Below are 15,805 nucleotides of genomic sequence, written 5' to 3'. Positions count from 1 at the left end.
CGGACAACAACAGTGTGGTCACCTGTGGACAGCGTCCAACACGAGTCAGGACGCGGGGTCGTACCAGGAGTCTCCGTCGAGAATCCGGTCGGCTTCGGCCGGTCCCCAACTTCCCTTCGCATACCGGTACAACGGCTTGCCCTGATCGAGTGCCGGGTCGAAGACGCGCCACGCCTGTTCGACCATGTCCTCGCGGGCGAACCGGTGGTTCTCGCCTTCGAGTGCGTCATCGAGCAGGCGCTCGTACGCGCTCTGCCGTTGCCCGAGTGCGGCGCCGAAGTCCACCCGCAGGTCGACCGACTCGGTCACGATCTCGGGTCCGGGTCGCTTCGCCTGCACGGTGAGCGTCACTCCGTCGTCCTGGCCCAGCCGGAACCGCAGCAGGTTGGGCTGTGGGGCGCACTCGGCGCCGGCGAACAACGCCTTGGGCGGGCAGGCCAACTCCACAACTGCCTCCGTTGCCGTGGTGGCCAGGGCTTTCCCGGTGCGGATGAAGAAGGGCACTCCGGCCCAGCGCCACGAGTCGACGTCCAGGCGCAAGGCGACATAGGTCTCCGTGGTGGAATCCTCGGCCACGCCCGGTTCCTCGAGGTAGCCGACGAACTGTCCGCGCACCAGCCGTGCGGTGTCGACCGGCCTCATCGCCCGAACAACCTTGACCTTCTCGTCCCGAAGTGCATCCGCCGTCGGGGCCACCGGCGGCTCCATCGCCAACATGGCCACCACCTGCAGGAGGTGGTTCTGTACGACGTCCCGAACCGTGCCGACGCCGTCGTAGAACGCGCCCCTGCCTTCGATCCCGAAGGACTCGGCCATGGTCACCTGGACGCTGCGAACGTAGTTCCGGTTCCAGATGGGTTCGAGGAAGGTGTTGGCGAATCGGAAGGCGAGCAGGTTCTCCACCGACTCCTTGCCGAGGTAGTGGTCGATACGCAGGATTGACGGCTCGGGGAACACGCCGTGCAGTACCTCGTTGAGCTGCCTCGCGGACTCGAGGTCGTGGCCGAACGGCTTCTCCACCACCACCCGCGAGCCGCGGTTGAGCCCTTCTGCCACCAGCCCTTCCGCGACAGTGGGGAACAAGGACGGAGGGATCGCCAGGTAGTGAGTCGGGTTCCTCGTTCCGGCCAGCCGGCCGGCGAGCTCGGTGAAGGTGCCGCGGTCGGCATAGTCTCCGTTGACGAGCGACAGTCGGCGCAGCAGGTTCTCGAGAACTCGCCCATCGACATCTTCCACCGCGTCCTCGATGACCTTGCCTGCATACCGGCGAAACTCGTCGTCATCCTTGAACGACGACAACGCGACGCCGACCACCGGCATCTTGAGGCGTTTCGCGGCGGCCAAGTGGTACAGCGCCGGCAGCAGCATCTTCCGGGCCAGATCACCGGTGGCACCGAACAACACCAGCGCGTCCGAACGAGCGGGGTCGCCCATGGCGGGTTACTCCTTCGGTCAGATTCCGAGCCACCACTCAGGGCAGTTGGGCCAGCGCGTCCTCGATGGCGCGGTGGAACGTTGGGTAGGCATAGATCATGTGCCTGAGCTGCTCGGTCGGCACTCGGGCATGAACGGCCACCGCAAGCGCCGACAACACTTCGCCTCCGTGCGGGCCCACCGAGGTCGCGCCGACGAGTACCCCCCGCTCGGTGTCCTCGACCAGCTTGATCACGCCCTCGTTGCCCGCCTTGTGGATCCAGCCGCGAGCCGAGCTCGGTACCTGCGCGGTGGCGGTCCGCACCCGCAGGCCCTGTTCCCGGGCCTGCGCCTCGGTCAGCCCGACGCCACCGACCTCCGGGTCGGTGAACGTCACCCGCGGCATCGCGTGGTATTCCGCGGGTGGTCCGGGCTCGCCGAGGATGTCCCGCGCCGCGATCGCGGCCTGGTACATCGAGGTGTGGGTGAACGCTCCCTTACCGGTGATGTCGCCCACCGCATACAGGCCGTCGGTGACGCGCATGCGTTCGTCGGTCTCCAGGAACTTCTGGTCGGTGTCGATGCCGAGCGTGTCCAGGCCCAGATCCGTGATGTTAGTACGACGACCGGTGGCGATGAGCAGGCGCTGTGCGCGCAACTCACCGTCCGCGGTCCGCACGGTGAAGCCTCCGGCGTGGTGGGCCACCTCTTCGGCCGCTCTCCCGGTGTGCAGCCGCAGTCCCTCGTTGGTGAGCGCCTCGGTGAGCGCCCGGCTCGCCTCCGGTTCCTCCAGGGGCAGCACCCGGTCGGCCACCTCCACCACGGTGACGTCGGCGCCGAACCGGGCGAATGCCTGGGCCATCTCGAGCCCGACCGCGCCCGCGCCGAGCACGAGCAACGACTCCGGGGGACGCCGGACGGCGACCGCCTCGCGGTTGGTCCAGAACGGCGTGCCGGCCAGGCCGGGGATGGGCGGTACCGCCGGTTCGGTGCCGGTGTTGAGCACGATGGCGCGGGTGGCGGTGAACTCCTGCTCGCCGACGCGCACGGTCCGCGGTCCGGTGATCCGGCCGTGCCCGCGAACGAACCGCCCGCCCTTGTCGACGAACCGGTCCACGGCGATCTGGTCGTCCCAGTCGGTGGTGGCCTCGGCCCGGATGCGCTCGGCGACCGGAGCGAAGTCGGGCCCGACCTCGCTGGTGCCGGCGAGCGCCCGCACCCGGGCCGCCTCGGCCAGGGTGTTCCCGGCGCGCACCATCATCTTGGTCGGGATGCAGGCGTAGTAGGGGCACTCGCCACCCACCAGCCGCGACTCCACACCCACCACGGACAGGCCGGCCTCGGCCAACCGGCCGGCGACGGCCTCCCCGCCCGGCCCCAACCCGACGACAACGGCGTCGACGCTCTCGGCCATATCTCCTCGTACCTTCCGCTCGGTCGGGACCGATGTGGTGCTCGGATGAGGTGCGCTCCACGACTAGCACCCGATCCGGGGGGCCACACCCGGAGTAACCCATTCAGGGGAAGTCCGCGGGCCATGTCGCTCATCCCCGGCGCGGTCGAGCATTCCGGACACCTGGAATCCGCCTGCGCCGCTGCGACCCCGAATCGCTCCGACATGTCGAGCGATCCTCCCGTCGGGCGACGGTGCGTCCCGCATCGCTGGTGCCGTGTCCGCCCGAGGGGTCCCGACAAGTTCGGCCTTGGCGACCGGCACGCAGCCGAGCATAACCGTCCCGGGTCGGACCGAACATGGAGTGTCAGGCCGGAGACAGTCCGGAATGAGTGACGTTTGAACCGTGGTTCCCTCCGATGTCATCGACCTGCTCACCTGCGGTGAACACGAGCGGCCGATGGCAGGGGGTATGGATACGGGCATGTGGACGCTGTGTGCGCCCCCACCGGTGCCCACGCCCTGCGTTCCGTGTCGGGGTCACGGAAACGCTGGTGTGTCCCCGGCCGGTGCAGCCGCACCGCCGGGGACACGCCCGTGAGCAGCCGACTTCAACGTTCCGCGAGAACGAAAGACTGCGGCAGGAAGATCTGGCCGCAATCGGGCGTCTGAGCTTGCGATGTGCGTCGCCTTCGCGGACGCGGGTGGATGTGTCCCACGGTGAGCCGGCGGGTCAGAGCGTCGCCGCCAGCCGCGTTCCCTGGTCGATCGCGCGCTTCGCATCCAGTTCGGCAGCAACATCGGCACCGCCGATGATGTGTGGCGTGATCCCGCTGCCCCTCAGTTCCTCGGCGAGACCGCGAAGCGGCTCCTGCCCCGCACAGACCACCAGCGTGTCCACCTCGAGCAGCCGAGGGCGTTCCCGCCTGGAGCCGAAGGTGATGTGCAGTCCGGCGTCGTCGATCTTCTCGTAGTTCACGCCCCGGATCTGCTCCACCTGCTTGGCGGCGAGCGCCGCACGGTGCACCCAACCGGTGGTCTTGCCGAGTCCCTTACCGATGCGCGTTGCCTTGCGCTGCAGCAGGAACACCTGTCTCGGTGACGCCTCGGGCCGCGGGGCGACGAGGCCACCCCGGTGCTGTTCGGGGTCGCCTATTCCCCATTCGGCCTGCCACTTCGCCAGGTCGAGCGTGGGCGAGTGGGTGTGGGTCAGGAACTCGGAGACATCCACCCCGATCCCACCGGCACCGATCACGGCGACCCGGTCCCCCACCGGCTTGCCGCGCCGCAATACATCCACATAGGACATGACGGACGGATGGTCGATGCCCGGGATGCGGGGAACTCGCGGGACCACACCTGTCGCCAGGACGACCTCGTCGTATCCGCCGGAGGCGAGCATCGACGCGGTCGCCCGCGTGTCGAGGTGCAGTGTCACACCGGTGAGCTCGAGCTGGCGGCGGTAGTAACGGATGGTCTCGGAGAACTCCTCCTTGCCCGGAATCCGCTGCGCCATGGCGAACTGGCCGCCGATCTCGGCGTCGGCCTCGAACAGTTCGACCCGGTGTCCGCGGGAGGCCAGGCCGGTGGCCACGGCAAGGCCGGCCGGGCCGGCCCCGACGACCGCAACCCGCTTGACCCGCCGCGCGGGCAGCAGGTTCAACGTGGTCTCCCGCACGGCGCGCGGGTTCACCATGCACGAGGCCTTCTTGTTCTCAAAGATGTGGTCGAGGCACGCCTGGTTGCAGGCAATGCAGGTGTTGATCTCGTCGACGCGCCCCGACTCCGCCTTGCGCACCCAGTCGGGGTCAGCGAGGAACGGGCGCGCCATGGAGATCAGGTCAGCGTCGCCGCGCGCGAGGACCTCCTCGGCGACCTGGGGCATGTTGATCCGGTTCGAGGTGACGACCGGAACGTTCACCTGGCCCTTCAGCTTGGCGGTGACCTGTGTGAACGCCGCGCGGGGCACCGAGGTGACGATGGTGGGCACGCGTGCCTCGTGCCAGCCGATGCCGGTGTTGATGATCGTGGCGCCCGCGGTCTCGACCTCCTTGGCAAGGTCGACAACCTCGTTCCAGGTCTGGCCACCCTCCACCAGGTCCACCATGGACAGCCGGTAGATGATGATGAAGTCCGGGCCGACCGCCTCCCGGGTCTGCCGAACGATCTCGACCGCGATCCGGCGGCGGTTCTCCGGCGATCCTCCCCAACGGTCGGTGCGCTTGTTGGTGCGGGGCGCGAGGAACTGGTTGATGAAGTAGCCCTCCGAGCCCATGATCTCGACGCCGTCGTAGCCGGCTTCCCGGGCGAGCGCGGCGGCGTTGGCGAAGTCGCGGATCTGCGACCGGACCCCGCGGTCGGACAACGCCCGCGGGCGGAACGGGTTGATCGGCGCCTTGATCGCTGATGCGGACACCGAGAGCGGGTGGTAGGAGTACCGGCCCGCGTGCAGCAGCTGGAGCGCGATCTTGCCGCCCTCGGCGTGCACCGCGCTGGTGATCGGTCGATGCCGGCGCGCCTCGGCCTGCGTGGACATCTTCGACGCGAACGGGTACAGCCAGCCGGTCCGGTTCGGCGAGAACCCGCCGGTGACGATCAGGGCCACGCCGCCCCTGGCTCGTTCGGCGACGTAGGCGGCCAGCTTCGGCACGTCCTTGGCCCGGTCCTCGAGCCCGGTGTGGATCGACCCCATGATCACGCGGTTGCGCAGGGTGGTGAACCCGAGGTCGAGCGGGGCGAGCAGGTTCGGGTACTCGGTCATTGCTGGTCATCTCCGTCCGCGTTGCGGGCGCGGTCGCGTCGCATGGCGTCGAGCGCTTCCTCGCACCACGCGATGAACCCTTCCTCCGCGCGGATCCCGCCGCGCAGGACCAGGTACTGGTGCAACTGTTGGCCCGCGAGTCGGTCCGGCTCGGGGAAGTCGCGCTGCCGGATCGCGAGATATGCCTGCAGGAGTTGGGCGTGGCGGTCGCGGTGCCGGGCGATCTCGGCGATCACGGCGTCGGTGTCGCCGAGCGAGGCGCCGCGGAGCTTCACCGCCAGCGCGTCGCGGATCGCGCCGGGCTCGCCCGGCTCGGCGAGCCACCGTTCCAGCTCGGCGCGGCCGTCCGGGCTGACCCGGTAGACCTTCTTGTCCGGTCGCCCGTCCTGCGGCACCTGCTCGCAGGACACCCAGCCGAGCCCCTCCATCCGCTTCAGCGCACGGTAGATCTGCTGGTGGCTGGCCGCCCAGAAGAACCCGATCGACTTGGCGAACCGCCGGGCGAGCTCGTAGCCGGAGCCCGAGCGCTCCGACAGCGACACCAGGATCGCGTGCTCCAACGCCATGACCGGAGGCTAGTATGCAACTTGTTGCAGTGCAATCCGTTGCATAGAACCCCGGCGGACGCGTCTGGCCACGAAGATCGAGGGGCGCCCCGGCCAGCGGCCGAGACGTCATCCGAGATCCACCGGCGGTGCGAGATCTACGTCACGGTCACGGCGCCGGCACCCGATCGGAACACCGGGTCGAGTGATCAAGCCGGGTGACCTTCCGCCCGATGAAACGAGGTCCGGGGAAGGATCTCCCTTCGAGGTTCGGGTGGCAGGAGGCTTCGCGTTGCGGATCCGAGGTCGGGTCGTCGGTACGGCAATGGCACTGGTCGCCGGTTCGGCGGGCATGGGCGCGGTCCCCGCTGCCACCGCCGCGCCACCCCTGCCGCCGGGCGCCGGCGAGCGCACCGTCGCCGGCAACCTGACGGTGCCCTGGGGGCTGGCCTTCCTGCCGGACGGCTCGGCGCTCGTCACCGAACGGGACAGCGGAAAGGTCCTGCAGGTGACCCAGGGCCGCAGCACCGTGGTGGCGCACATCGCCGAAGCGGTGAAGTACGGGATGCACGGCGGCCTGCTCGGCATCGCGGTGTCCCCGAACTATGCCCAGGACGGGTGGGTCTACGTCTTCTACACGACGGAGGAGGACAACCGGATTGCACGCTTCCGGCTCGGCGAGGCGGTCGAGCCGATCGTGACCGGGATCGCGCGTGGTGAGAAGCGGAACGGGGGCGCACTGGCGTTCGGCCCCGACGGCATGCTGTACGCCGGTGTCGGTGACGCCGGAAGCCCGCACACCGCCCAGGACCTGGGGTCGCTCAACGGCAAGATCCTGCGGATGACCGCTAACGGCGCGCCGGCGCCGGACAACCCGTATCCCGGCTCCCTTGTCTACTCACTGGGCCATCGTGACGTACAGGGCATGGCTTGGGACGAGGCGGGCGTGATGTACGCCGGCGACATCGGTGAGGACGACTGGGACGAGATCAACGTCATCGAGGCGGGCGGCAACTACGGGTGGCCGACCTGCGAGGGGCAGTGCTCCGACGACTCCGTCATCCCGCCGATGGCCACCCTCCGCCCGGAGGAAGGCGTGCCCACCGGGGTCGCCTACCGCAACGGTGCCCTCTACGTCTCGACGTTGCGTGGGCAGCGGCTGGTGCGGATCGAGGTTCATCGGGGTACGGCCGAGGGCCCGGCCAGGACCGTTCCCACCGGTCGGTCGCTCGGCCGGTTGCGGGCGGCCGTCAACGCTCCCGATGGTTCGCTGTGGGTCACCACGTCGAACCGGGACGGGAAGAAGACGCCGGGTGCCGAGGACGACCGTGTTGTGAGCCTGATGGTTCCGTGAGCGGCTTACGCCCTTGGCCGCTCGCGCGTCGGGCTTCGTCGCAGAGCTGGCGCAGCTGAAACGGGAACGTTCGGGCCGCGTACCTGACACTCGTGGCACATCTGCTCGCCCGACAGAGGTGGGTTCATCCGAGGGATAGCTCACCCGGTTGCATGCTGCGAGCGACTCGCCGCGGTGCCATCCTCGCCTCCATGATCGCGCGGCAGGATCCGCATCAGGTACGCCGGCGGACGGTGCTTGGGGTCGCCGGTGTCGCAGCCATCGGCGCAACGGTCGGGTTACCCAGAAGGGGCTGGGCGCAGGGCCCGCGCGGAAAGACGGTCGCGGTGCTCGGTGGTGGCGTCGCGGGTCTGACCGTCGCTCACGAGCTTGCGCAGCGTGGGTTCCGGGTCACCGTCTATGAGCGGAAGGCGTTGGGCGGGAAGGCACGCAGTATCCCGGTGGCTGGTACGGCCACCGGTGGTAGGCGTGACCTGCCCGGCGAGCACGGGCATCGTGGGATCTTCGGCTTCTACCACAACCTTCCGGACACGCTGCGCCGGATTCCCTTCCCTGGCAACGAGAACGGTGTCCACGACAATCTTGCCGAAGTCAAGCGGGTGAGCTTCGCGCGGGCGGGAGGGCGGGAGGACCTCCTGCTGCCGCCATTTCCGCCCAAACCGGACGCGTTCACGCCGGAGGCGCTGCAACGGTTGATCGTCGCGGTGATCCAGCAGCTTGCCCATCTCCCCCTCCATGAGGCGCTCTTCCTGGCCCGGCAGGCCGCGATCTTCATGACCAGCAGCGACGAACGCCGCTTCGGGCAGTGGGAGCACGTCAGCTGGTGGGACTTCATCAAGGCGGACGGCAAGTCCGAGGATTACCGGCGGCTGTTCGGCGGCGGCGTGCAGATCATCCAGGCACTGAAGCCGGAGAACGCCAGTGCACGCACCAGCGGGCAGGGCGGCGAGGCGATCATCTACAGCTATCTGGGCCTCGGCGTTGACGGCCCGGCCGACCGCATTCTCAACGGGCCGACGAGCGAACGGTGGCTCGATCCGTGGGTGGCTCACCTGCGTAGCCTCGGGGTGCGGTTCCAGTTGAACCACACCGTTGACGGTCTGGAGCTGGAGAAAAACAGGGTTGTCGCAGCGACTGCTCGAACCCCCAACGGGTCCACGAGGATCGAGGCTGACTGGTTCGTGTGTGCGATGCCGGCCGACCGGGCCGTTCGGTTGTGGAACCGCGACATTCTGGACGCGGACCCGCGTCTTGGCGACATGCGCGAGCTCGAGCACACCTGGTCCAACGGTATCCAGTTCTACCTGCGTCGCCGGGTTCCGGTATTTCCCGGCCATGTCGCCCATGTCGACTCGCCGTGGGCGCTGGTGTCGATCAACCAGGCGCAGTTCTGGCACGACGACTTCGCGAGCACCTGGGGCGACGGGGTCGCCCGTGACTCGCTCTCGGTCGTCATCTCCGACTGGGAGACGCCCGGGATCCGCTACGGGAAGCCGGCGAACCGGTGCACGCCGCAGGAGATCGCGGACGAGGTGTGGGCGCAGTTGAAGGCGCACCTGGAGGACACCGGGCGGCAGTATCTACCGGATGACGTGCTGCATTCGTGGTTCCTCGATCCGGCGATCGCGGTGGCGGACACGGGGTTGACCAACGACGAGCCCTACCTGCTCAACACGGTGGGCTCCTGGTTCCAGCGCCCCGATGCCGCCACCGCGATACCGAATCTGTTCCTCGCCGCCGACTACGTCCGTACCCCCAGCAACGTCGACTTCACCTCGATGGAGACGGCGAACGAGGCGGGGCGGCGAGCCGTGAACGCCCTCCTTGACGCCGCGGACTCCCGCGCGGAACGGGTGCGGCTGTTCAGCGGCTACCAGCCCCCCGAGTTCGACCTGGCCAAGCGAATCGACGCCGAACGCTTCCGCCTCGGCCTCCCACACATCCTCGACACCCCTTGGCCCGCGTGACTCCCTATCCCTGCCGTGGGCTTAGGCCCGCCAGTATGTCTGGGAGCGGCTCGGTGTGGAGCACACCGAGGCGTTGGGTTGCCCTGGTCAGGGCGACGTAGAGGTCCACCGCGCCATGCTCGGGGTCGGCGAGGATTTGGTGCGGCTCCAGCACGATGACCCTGTCGAACTCCAGGCCCTTGACCTGGCGAGGAGTGCGGATGTCCGCGTTGGCGGCGAGTTCGGTGTCTTCTGGTGCGATCACGGCGAGTGTTCCCTCGCCTGACTCGCTCCGCACGATCCTGTTCAGCGTGGTCGCCAGTTCGCCGGGGTCGACACGCTGCGCCCAGGGTTGGATTCCGGTGCTACGAACGGACTCGGGCGGCTGGAACTCCGCGCCGACGGCCGCAAGCACCTTGGCCGCGATTGCCATGACTTCCGCAGGAGTGCGGTAGTTGACGGTGAGCTGGTGACAGGCCCAACGGCCGGGCACGTACCGGTCGAGCATGTCGGCCCAGGAGCGGGCACCGGCGGGAGAGTTGCGTTGGGCGAGGTCACCGACGATGGTCATCGACCTGTTCGGGCAACGGCGCATGATCATCCGCCAGTCCATCTCGGAGAGTTCCTGCGCCTCGTCCACCACGACGTGCCCGTAGGTCCACTCACGATCGGCGGCGGCTCGCTGGGCCAGGCAGCGATGGTCTCGCTCGAGGTTTCGCTCGGCGAGGCGCTCCGGATCGATCACATCGACGGCGCGGAGGGTCTCCTCGTTGTCGAGTTCCTCATCGGTGTCAAGGATCTGCAGCACGCCCTCTGCGTATTCGGCCTGCTCCCGGCGCTCTGACTCCGCTCGCTGTTCTGCTCCGCCGTCCGTGCCGAGGAGACCCGCGGCCTCATCAAGGAGCGGTACGTCGGACACCGTCCAGTCGTCGCCCTTCTCCCGGTACAACGCGGCGTGATCAACCTCGTCCAGCCCGCCCGCCGCTGCGGCGATGCGGGCGGGTGAGCCGAACAGGTCAGCCAGCAGGCGCTGCGGCGTCAGCTCGGGCCAAAGGAGATCGATCGCGGTCCGGAGTTGAGAGCTCCTCGACAGTTCACGGCACACGTCGGCGGCGAACTCGGCACGGAGCGCGTGGTCCGCTGGCTCCAACCAGCCCTCGCCGATCTTGTCGACCGCGCGCTCGGTCAGTCCGGCAATCAACTGGTCGCGAAAGATTGGCCGGGCGTCGTTGTGCCGCAATCCGGTGGCGCGGGCCCGTTCGCGTGCCTGCGCAGCAACCTCCCTGTCCAGCTCGACAACGACGTCCTCCAGCTCGATCTCGATCGGGACCTCGGGGAGTTCCTGGCGATCGGCCACTGCGGCGGCGAGCATCTCCACCATCACGAGGCTGCCCTTGACGCGCTTGGCCGCCGCGCTGTCCTCGGTGCTGGTACGCAGTCCTGGTAGGAGCTCGCCCATCGCTGCGAAGACGACATCGGTCTCGCCGAGCGACGGCAGGACATTGCCGATGTAGTGGAGGAAGGCGGGGTTCGGGCCGATCACCAGGACACCCCATCGGGAGAGCCGCCTGCGCTGGGTGTAGAGCAGGTACGCGATGCGGTGCAGGGCGACCGCGGTCTTGCCCGTTCCCGGGCCGCCCTGAATCACCAGGACGCCCCGATGGTCCAGCCGGATGATTTCGTCCTGCTCGGCTTGGATGGTGGCGACGATGTCGCGCATCGTCGCTTCGCGGGGCGCGTCCAGGGCGGCGAGCAGTGCACCGTCACTGCCCGGCGTGCCCTCGGCGTTCGCGAGGTCGAAGACGTCGTCGGCAATGCCGAGGACACTGCGCTCCCGGGTGTGAAAGTGGCGTCGACGCACCAGCCCTTCCGGGGTGGCCGCCGTTGCGCAGTAGAAGGGACGGGCCGCAGGGGCGCGCCAGTCGACGAGGAGTGACACGTAATCGTTCTCCTCGTCGAGCAGCCCGATGCGACCGATATATGTGCGTTGCCCCTTAGAGCTGTCGATCCGGCCGAAGCACAGCCCGCTTTCGGCCGCCTGGAACCGTTGCACCCTGGCCGTCAGCCGATCCACCGAGACCTGGCGCTGCCATCGCTCCTCCGGCGTGGTCGCTGAATTGTCGCGCAGTACCCGGACCAGCTCCCCGGCTGCCAGCGCCCGCTCCGCGTCGAGCCGCCGGTACAGGAACGCAACGTGCTCCCGCGCAGCAGCAAGTTCCGCCTCGTATCCCAATTTTGACAATTCAACTCGCGACATGCTAGAATTAGGCGTAGCTGAATTATTTTTGCGCACGAGTTCATGGTATTCGTAATCGGTCTTTTCTCAAGAACATTGTTCCGTTCGACTAATTCCGTCGAAGTTCGACCACCCTACAGCCTCGGCCAGGTATCATTGCTGACGTTTACGGGCCGATCTCGCCTCGCCAAGAATCACGCCCCCTCGGCCGAAGGCGGTACGCGCTTCGAAGAAGCCGCGCGGGTTGAGTTCTGTCAAGGGGATCCAGCGCCGGTCTGGTTCGGGGCGGGTGAGGCCGCGGAGGGTGAGAGCGAGGGCCGGCTCCTCGTCGATGTGTTGGACGAGTACGTAGCAAACCGCAAGAGCGTGCGTGCAGGGCCGACGCCGTTCCCGACACGGACAGCCGGCATCAACCTGCGCGGTAGTGGGCGCCACGTCGATCCCGGCGGCGACCAGCCAGTCCGCCAGCTCGTCGGGCGCGTCACCGCGGAGGAGGGCGGCGGTCGTGGCGGCATTGTCGGCAATCCAGCGCAGAACGTGTTCTCGTTGTTCGGTGGCCCATGTCGGCACGTGAAGGTCAACTCGATGTTCGCGGTCTCGGGCCACGACCGTCCCAGTGACCTGACCCGGCACGGCCGCGAGATTGTGCACGGCGTCTTGGCGTGCCAGGGACCGCGCCCGAGGCAACCGGGTGTCAATGCCCTTGGCGGTAGTCGGTTCGGCGATCCGCAGCCAGGCCCGTCCCCACGCGGTGGTTCCGTGCTCTGCCATCAACCCTCCCCCTCGCGGCTCAACTCCAGCAGCTCACGTAGGTCGTGGTCGGGTAGCTCGGCCCAGGCGGCCTCGGCGTCGCCAATGACCACGCCCGCCAGCCCCCGCTTGCCCTCGTGCAGCCGGGCGATGTGTTCCTCCACGGTGCCGCCGGTGAGCAGGGTGTGGACCGTGACAGTCCGCTGCTGCCCCACTCGGTGCACCCGGTCACTGGCTTGGTCCTCCACGGCCGGGTTCCACCACCGGTCGTAGTGCAGCACGTGGTTCGCCCTGGTCAGGGTCAGGCCGTAGCCGGCGGCACGCAGGCTGAGCACGAGAACCGGGCTGGTGTCAGCGGCCTCCTGGAACGCGGTGACCAGCCTGTCCCGTGCACCAGCGGGCAGGCCACCGTGCAGGAACGGCACCGACGGCACCTCCAACACCGCGGCCAGGTGTCGGCTGAGCAACTCGCCCATGGCCCGGTACTGGGTGAAGACCAGTGCCCGGTCACCGCTCGCCGCAATCTCGGCGAGCATCTCCGCGCTGCGGTCGAGCTTTCCGGAACGCCCGGTGAGCGGGCCGGTGTCGCCGAGGAGCTGCGCGGGGTGGTTGCAGACCTGCTTGAGCCGGGTCAGCAACCCCAGCACACGACCGCGGCGAGTCAGCCCTGTCCCGAGCCCGGCGTCGAACGCCTCGTCCACGCAACGCCGGTACAACTCCGCCTGCTCACGGGTGAGCGTGCACATGACGAGCACGTGTTGCTTCGGCGGGAGGTCGGCGGCGACCTCGGTCTTGGTTCGCCGCAGCAGGTGCGGTTCGAGCAGACCGGCGAGTCGCTCGGCGGCGCGTGCGGAGCGCCGTTGCTCGATCGGCGCCGCGAACCGCGCCCGGAACCGGGCGCGCGGGCCGAGGAGACCGGGACTGGTCACGGACATGATCGACCACAGGTCGTCGAGCCGGTTCTCCACGGGTGTTCCGGTCATGGCCAGGCGCACCCGGGCGTCCAGGCCACGCGCGGCCCGTGTGGCCTGGGCGCTCGGATTCTTGACCTGCTGGGCCTCGTCGAATACCACCACATCCCACGCGATTTCGCCGAGCCGCTCGATATCCCGGCGCAGCACGGCATAGCTCGTCACCACCACCGTGCCCGGCGCGGCCGGACCGACCGGCAGACTGCGAGCCGACCCGTGGAACGCCACCACCGGCACGGTCGGGGCGAACCGTTCCAGCTCCCGCTCCCAGGTCCCCACCAGCGACGTCGGGCAGACCACGAGGTGCGGCCGGTTGCCATCGCGGACCGCCAACAGGCAGATGGCCTGCAGCGTCTTACCCAGGCCCATCTCGTCCGCGAGGATGCCACCTCCGCCACGCTCACCGAGGGTCCGTAGCCATGCGACGCCGCGTTGTTGGTAGCCACGCAGATCGCCGCGGATCACCTGCGCGGTGGCGCGGCTTGCGGTAACGGCGTCGCGAAAGGCGGCAAGGAGTGAGTGCGGGGTGGGGATGGCCTGCTCGTCGGCCCGCAGCACGGCGTGTGCGGCCACCGGCATCCAGCCAGCCAACTCCTCGTATGCGGCCGGTGCTGCCCCATCGGTGACGAGTTGGGCCGCCCGTCGCCATGACTCCACCGTTGCGCTTGTCTCGCCCGAACCGGACAGGCTCAGCAACGCGGCCATCGCCGGTTCCAGGGAGAGAAAGCGGGCCGGCACAGCTGCGGGTACCACCTGCGTCCCGGAGCCGGCCGGCAGGGCCACCCGCAGCGTTCCCGGATCCCCTTCGGGAAGCCCGCACGCGCGGGCGGCTTCCCCCGGGTCCGCGGATCCCCAGAGCGCAAGCCGCGCGCTGTCCGGATCGAACGTCGCCTGCATGCGGTCAGGGATCGTTTCGAGCACCAGATCACCGGTCCGACAGTCGTGGATCGTGCGTGGGTACTGCTCGTCGCCACAAGATCAGCTCAGCACGCCTCGTGATCTCCTCGATGTTGAACCCCAGTGCGGTCAGCCGGCCGAACATCTCGCGTAGGGCCAGCCGCAACAGCTGGTCTCGCACGCCCGGCACACCTCGCCTTGCGTAGCTCGACCGATCACCTGGCCGCCGAGTATAGGCGCGATTCGGGTTCCTTCAAGGCAACTTGCAACTTGACAATCCGGGAGACGTGGTGTCTGGCAAGCCGCGATCACCGGCTACAGCCGGCGGTGCGTAGGCGCGGAAGCCGGTCCTTTCGCGGCGGTGCCTAGTGCCGCTGGGCCAGGACCCGGTAGGCATTGGTCAGCCGGGCCCGCTGCGCGACCGGCGTGACGAGCCGGTCGACCACACCGCCGGCGACCAGCAGCGGCATCGCGCTCAACCACACGGTGTTGCGCAACGCCTGCTGGGCGGCGCTCGGTGGTGTGGGGAACCACGGGAGGTCGTCCTGAGGGGCCAGGTGGTTGATCGCCAGTGCGGCCGAGGAGAGCAGGTCTCCGCCCTGGTGTGCCTCGGTACGTTGCTCGGTGACCACGGTGAATCCCAGTCCGAGAAGCTTTTGGCGCAGGTTGCCGAGCGGGATCATGTTGAGGTGCTGCGGTTGCAGCCACGGCATCCAGTACCGACCGAGCAGGCGACCGTACCGGCACTCGGGGTCGGGCAGGTCGATGAGCAGGTATCCGCCGGGCCGCACGACCTTTCGGGCCGCCTCCAGCTCCAGTGTCGGCTCGGTGGTGTGTTCGAGGTAGTGGAACATGCTGACCAGGTCGTACCGACCGGCCAGCTCATCGGCGAGTTCGACGAGCTGTCCCCGATAGGCGTGGTCGATCCGGCCGTGTTCGGCCCCCAGCTCGACCCCGTCGGTGAAGTCGAGGCCGTCGAACACGGTGTTGGGGAACACGCTACGGGCCGCCTCGCAGAAGTGGCCGTGCCCGGTGCCGACGTCGAGCCAGTTCCTCGGCGTGGTGTAGGGCCGGACGGTCTCGGCGCGCGACAGGTAGTTCTTGCGCTGGGAGCTGAACGCCTTCTCCATCAGGTCGGCGCCCAGGCCGTCGTAGCAGTCCCGGTAGTAGAACTCGAGCCCGTCGGGGGTCAACCGCGGGTTCTGGAAGATGTGCCCGCAGCGCTCGCACTGTTCCAGGACGAACCGTCCGGGCTTGTGCTGCAGCAGGTCGGTGGTGCGCAGCCGTACCCGAAGTTGCGTCGACCCGCACCACGGGCAGTCGTTACGCCGGGCCTCGAAGAAGCGCTGCACCCCGTCGACGAGATCGATCTGGTACGTCAGGCGTAGCGATGCCACCTGTTGGGTCCGGCTCGGTGCGTTGTCGGGCTTGGGCTGCTCGGTTGCCGAGCGCACGAGCCGGAGTACCAGCCCGAACAGCACCATCACCAAGAGCCCGAGCCGTAGCCACCATCTGCGCCTGCTGATCCCCGTCATGCCG

Annotated in this window: 11 protein-coding genes; 2 read left to right on the top strand and 9 right to left on the bottom strand. The window is 68.5% G+C overall.

Annotation, left to right across the window (positions count from 1 at the left end; translation table 11 throughout):
• Positions 1 to 45: 45 nt before the first annotated feature.
• The 4 genes from zwf to IEY55_RS10965 all read right to left on the bottom strand — a co-directional run bounded on the left by zwf (position 46) and on the right by IEY55_RS10965 (position 6,133).
• Entirely contained in the window at positions 46 to 1,434 is a 1,389-nt protein-coding gene (gene zwf / locus IEY55_RS10980) for a glucose-6-phosphate dehydrogenase (RefSeq protein WP_189056680.1), read from the bottom strand.
• A gap of 37 nt (positions 1,435 to 1,471) precedes the next feature.
• Positions 1,472 to 2,827: a dihydrolipoyl dehydrogenase family protein gene (locus tag IEY55_RS10975; RefSeq protein ID WP_189056678.1), complete on the bottom strand. Its 1,356-nt coding sequence runs from the start codon at positions 2,825 to 2,827 to the stop codon at positions 1,472 to 1,474.
• A 712-nt stretch (positions 2,828 to 3,539) separates the two neighbouring features.
• A complete protein-coding gene (locus IEY55_RS10970; protein ID WP_189056676.1) occupies positions 3,540 to 5,567 on the bottom strand; it encodes an NADPH-dependent 2,4-dienoyl-CoA reductase in 2,028 nt (675 codons plus the stop codon).
• Positions 5,564 to 6,133, bottom strand: coding sequence for a PadR family transcriptional regulator (locus tag IEY55_RS10965; protein ID WP_189056674.1), 570 nt, complete (start codon positions 6,131 to 6,133; stop codon positions 5,564 to 5,566). The genes IEY55_RS10970 and IEY55_RS10965 overlap by 4 nt, the downstream gene beginning before the upstream one ends.
• 253 nt (positions 6,134 to 6,386) lie before the next feature.
• Here IEY55_RS10965 and IEY55_RS10960 point away from each other — a divergent pair, with 253 nt between their 5' ends.
• Both IEY55_RS10960 and IEY55_RS10955 read left to right on the top strand, forming a co-directional pair.
• Positions 6,387 to 7,466 carry a PQQ-dependent sugar dehydrogenase gene (locus IEY55_RS10960; protein WP_189056672.1) on the top strand — a complete coding sequence of 360 codons (1,080 nt, stop codon included), beginning with the start codon at positions 6,387 to 6,389 and terminating at the stop codon, positions 7,464 to 7,466.
• Between the two features lie 191 nt (positions 7,467 to 7,657).
• Entirely contained in the window at positions 7,658 to 9,433 is a 1,776-nt protein-coding gene (locus IEY55_RS10955; RefSeq protein ID WP_189056670.1) for a hydroxysqualene dehydroxylase, read from the top strand.
• A 4-nt stretch (positions 9,434 to 9,437) separates the two neighbouring features.
• On the opposite strand, the gene IEY55_RS10950 is transcribed toward IEY55_RS10955, so the two are convergent.
• The 5 genes from IEY55_RS10950 to IEY55_RS10930 all read right to left on the bottom strand — a co-directional run bounded on the left by IEY55_RS10950 (position 9,438) and on the right by IEY55_RS10930 (position 15,801).
• Positions 9,438 to 11,669 carry a helicase domain-containing protein gene (locus IEY55_RS10950; protein WP_229686260.1) on the bottom strand — a complete coding sequence of 744 codons (2,232 nt, stop codon included), beginning with the start codon at positions 11,667 to 11,669 and terminating at the stop codon, positions 9,438 to 9,440.
• Positions 11,670 to 11,801: 132 nt separating this feature from the next.
• Positions 11,802 to 12,419: an SWIM zinc finger family protein gene (locus IEY55_RS10945; protein WP_189056668.1), complete on the bottom strand. Its 618-nt coding sequence runs from the start codon at positions 12,417 to 12,419 to the stop codon at positions 11,802 to 11,804.
• Positions 12,419 to 14,290 carry a DEAD/DEAH box helicase gene (locus IEY55_RS10940; RefSeq protein WP_229686259.1) on the bottom strand — a complete coding sequence of 624 codons (1,872 nt, stop codon included), beginning with the start codon at positions 14,288 to 14,290 and terminating at the stop codon, positions 12,419 to 12,421. The genes IEY55_RS10945 and IEY55_RS10940 overlap by 1 nt, the downstream gene beginning before the upstream one ends.
• A gap of 4 nt (positions 14,291 to 14,294) precedes the next feature.
• On the bottom strand, positions 14,295 to 14,447 hold the full coding sequence (locus IEY55_RS10935) for a hypothetical protein (RefSeq protein ID WP_189056666.1): 153 nt from the start codon (positions 14,445 to 14,447) through the stop codon (positions 14,295 to 14,297).
• A 184-nt stretch (positions 14,448 to 14,631) separates the two neighbouring features.
• Complete coding sequence (locus IEY55_RS10930; RefSeq protein WP_229686258.1) at positions 14,632 to 15,801, bottom strand: class I SAM-dependent methyltransferase; 1,170 nt, start codon at positions 15,799 to 15,801, stop codon at positions 14,632 to 14,634.
• Positions 15,802 to 15,805 lie beyond the last annotated feature (4 nt).

Origin of the sequence: Longimycelium tulufanense (genome assembly GCF_014645795.1) — a bacterium.
GTDB lineage: Bacteria > Actinomycetota > Actinomycetes > Mycobacteriales > Pseudonocardiaceae > Longimycelium > Longimycelium tulufanense.
This window is presented reverse-complemented; position numbering and strand designations above follow the sequence as displayed.